The organism is Arthrobacter sp. H41, assembly GCF_000520535.1.
Lineage (GTDB): Bacteria > Actinomycetota > Actinomycetes > Actinomycetales > Micrococcaceae > Arthrobacter_D.
Genome location: NZ_KI914843.1, coordinates 3690 through 6485 on the forward strand (window position 1 = coordinate 3690; position 2796 = coordinate 6485).

General features: G+C 68.7%; 3 protein-coding genes. All 3 read left to right on the top strand.

Annotated elements, in window-relative coordinates; all coding sequences use genetic code 11:
- A partial coding sequence (gene glmS / locus Y705_RS20770) for a glutamine--fructose-6-phosphate transaminase (isomerizing) (protein ID WP_049822904.1) occupies positions 1–1324 on the top strand: 1324 nt, incomplete at its 5' end.
- A gap of 45 nt (positions 1325–1369) precedes the next feature.
- On the top strand, positions 1370–1750 hold the full coding sequence (locus tag Y705_RS0116060; RefSeq protein ID WP_026533584.1) for a holo-ACP synthase: 381 nt from the start codon (positions 1370–1372) through the stop codon (positions 1748–1750).
- Between the two features lie 44 nt (positions 1751–1794).
- Positions 1795–2796, top strand: a 1002-nt coding sequence (locus Y705_RS0116065) for an NAD(P)H-hydrate epimerase (RefSeq protein ID WP_026533585.1), incomplete at its 3' end; no start/stop codon positions are given.

A 2796-nucleotide genomic window follows, 5' to 3' on the forward strand; every position in this document is an offset into this window, starting at 1 on the left:
CCGCCGCAATTCGCCGCTCGTCGTCGGCCTCGGCGACGGCGAGAACTTCCTCGGCTCCGACGTCTCCGGCTTCATCGACTTCACGCGCCGCGCGGTGGAGCTCGGCCAGGACCAGATCGTCACCATCACGCCCGACGACGTCGTCATCACCGACTTCTTCGGAACCCCGGCGGAGGGCACCGAGTTCTACGTGAACTGGGATGCCGCCGCTGCTGAGAAGGGCGGGTACGACTCCTTCATGGAGAAGGAGATCAACGACCAGCCCGACGCCGTGGGCCAGACCCTGCTGGGACGGTCCGACATCAAGGGCAACCTCGTCCTCGACGAGCTGCGCATCGACGAATCCATCCTCCGCTCAGTGGACAAGATCGTGGTGCTCGCCTGCGGTACCTCGGCCTATGCGGGCCAGGTGGCCAAGTACGCCATCGAGCACTGGTGCCGCATCCCCACTGAAGTGGAGCTCTCGCACGAGTTCCGGTACCGCGACCCCATCGTCAACGAGAAGACCCTCGTGGTCGCCATCTCGCAGTCCGGTGAGACCATGGACACGCTGATGGCCGTCCGCTACGCCCGCGAACAGGGCGCCAAGGTGGTGGCGATCTGCAACACCAACGGCTCCACGATCCCCCGCGAATCGGACGCCGTCCTGTACACCCACGCCGGCCCCGAGATCGCCGTCGCCTCGACGAAGGCGTTCCTCGCCCAGATCACTGCCGCGTACCTGCTCGGTCTCTACCTCGCCCAACTGCGCGGCAACAAGTACCGCGACGAGATCAACGCCGTGATGGCGGACCTCGCGGAAATTCCCGCGAAGATCCAGACCGTCCTCGACAACGCGGACAAGATCAAGCAGCTCGGCACGGAGATGTCGCAGGCGAAGTCGGTGCTGTTTCTCGGCCGCCACGTCGGCTTCCCCGTGGCCATGGAGGGTGCGCTCAAGCTCAAGGAGCTCGCCTACATCCATGCCGAGGGCTTCGCCGCAGGCGAGCTCAAGCACGGCCCGATCGCGCTGATCGAGGAAGGCCAGCCCGTGGTGGTGGTCATGCCGTCGTCGTCGGCCCGGGACTCGCTGCACGCGAAGGTCGTCTCCAACGTCCAGGAGATCCGTGCCCGTGGTGCAGTGACCATCGTGATCGCCGAGGAGGGCGACACCTCGGTGGAGGCGTACTCGGAGCATGTGTTCTACGTTCCGGCCACGCCGACACTCCTCGCGCCGCTGCTCACCACGGTTCCGCTGCAGATCTTCGCGCTCGCACTGGCCAGCGCCAAGGGCTACGACGTCGACCAGCCGCGAAACCTTGCCAAATCCGTCACGGTTGAGTAGAGCGCCGCGGCGCTCCAACCGTCGAGCCGGTTGGAGGACGTCCTCGTGATCGTCGGCATCGGGATGGACGTCGTCGACATCGAGCGCTTCCGGCGCCAGCTCGAGCGGACGCCCGGCCTGGTGACGAGGCTCTTCGTGCCCGCTGAACGGGAACTGACCACGCGGTCCCTCGCCGCCCGTTTCGCGGCGAAAGAGGCGGTTGCCAAGGCCCTCGGCGCGCCGGCGGGCATGAACTGGCAGGACTGCTGCATCGCCGTGGACGCGGCGGGCGTGCCCTCCGTCGAGGTGTGGGGCACCGTGGCGGACGCGGCGGCGCGGCGCGGCATCACGGAGTGGCACCTGTCCCTCAGCCACGACGGCGGCCTGGCGACAGCCATGGTGGTGGCCGAAGGGCAGCCCTGTGTCCGAGAGCACAGCGAAAAATAGTAACCCGGCTGACGATCAGGCCGGGTGCCGCTAAGCTCGTACATATGCTCAATGCCTTCACCGGCGCCCAGGTCCGTGCGGCCGAGGTGCCCTTCCTCGATGCCGGACACGGGAACACCCTGATGCAGAAAGCCGCCCACGGCCTGTTCCTGGTCGCTTTCGGGATGCTCCGGTCGGCCGGCCACCGCGCGAATCGCAGCAGCGTCGTGGTGCTCGTCGGTCCCGGAAACAACGGTGCCGATGCCCTGTACGCCGGGGAGCGGCTGCTGCGGCGGGGCGTCGCGGTCACCGCCTTCGCCGTCGCCGGCGAGGTCCACCCCGAAGCCTCCGCGTTGTTCAGCCGGCGGGGCGGCCGGTTCGAGCACCTGAACTCGAACAACCTCCCGGAACTCGCGGCGCGGGCGGTCCGGGCCACCCTGCTCATCGACGGAATCCTCGGAACCGGTGCCCGGGGAGGGCTGCGGGGGAATGCTGCCGAGCTGGTCTCGGCCATCAACGCCCGAGCAGGTGTGCGGGGGGAGCGCTCGCTACTGGTCGTCGCATGCGACCTGCCCAGCGGAGTGGATGTCGACTCCGGCGAACTCTCGGAGCCGGTCCTGTTCGCCGATGCGACGGTGACCTTCGGTGCAGCGAAGACCGGGCTGCTGGTATCGGGCGGGGCGCTGGCGGCGGGTGAGTTGAACGTCGTCGACATCGGCCTGGGAATGACCGCTGAGGGTTCGGCGAGGGCCGCCGCCGTGAAGCCTGCCATGCGCCGGCTCGAGGCGCACGACGTCGCAGCGCTTTACCGTCGGCCGCGAGCGGGTGACCACAAGTACACGCGCGGCGTGCTCGGCGTCGCGGCCGGTTCCGCGCAGTACCCGGGAGCCGCAGTCCTGGCCACGGGCGCGGCGCTGGCCACCGGGCTGGGCATGGTGCGCTATCTCGGGCCGCCCGCGGTGGGCGCGATCATCAATACCGTGCACCCGGAAGTGGTCTGCTCCACCGGGGACATCGAGGACGCGCGTTCGCAGGCGTGGCTCGTGGGGCCCGGTGCGGTGGAGGAC